Origin of the sequence: Mesorhizobium sp. M7A.T.Ca.US.000.02.2.1 (genome assembly GCF_003996995.1) — a bacterium.
GTDB lineage: Bacteria > Pseudomonadota > Alphaproteobacteria > Rhizobiales > Rhizobiaceae > Mesorhizobium.
The window spans coordinates 1-472 of record NZ_RZTT01000910.1 but is presented as its reverse complement, the minus strand read 5'-3'; the positions used below and the strand labels follow the sequence as shown (position 1 = coordinate 472).

The following is a 472-nucleotide window of genomic DNA, read 5'->3' as shown; positions in this document are numbered from 1 at the left end:
CCTCCAGGGCATCCAGCGCTTCCTGCGGATCGCGTGCAGCCTTGATTCGGTTCCGAGCATCGATGAGCTGCTGAGCGTAGTGATTGACGTCGATGGTCATAGGAATGGGGGAGGGGCCGATTACGGCCCCTCCTGTCATGGTTACTTGGCAGCGCCGTCGATGACGGCAACGAGCTTGATCTTGTTCACGTCAAGCTGATCCTCATCGCCATTCTCAAACTTCACCCAGGCGAGGCCATATTCGGCCGTCTTGCCGATCAGCATGACGCCTTCGCGGCGGCCGATGCGGACCTGCACGAGCGGCTTGCGAACCTTCATGGGGTCGGGTGCGGCCGGACCCGGTTTCACGCTCTGGCGGCGCTGTCCGTCTCCCTCCGGGCTATCACCTTCGTCGTCGCTGGGATCGGAAGTGGTGCCTTCGCCGCCAACCGGTGAGGAAGCCGCAGCGTTCGTTTTCTCGTCGCTGTAGACC

Annotated in this window: 1 protein-coding gene; it reads right to left on the bottom strand. The window is 62.3% G+C overall.

The features are described 5' to 3' along the window. Positions 1–141: 141 nt before the first annotated feature. On the bottom strand, positions 142–472 hold a 331-nt coding region (locus tag EOD15_RS35400; RefSeq protein WP_210212231.1), incomplete at its 5' end, for a transcriptional repressor KorB C-terminal beta-barrel domain-containing protein.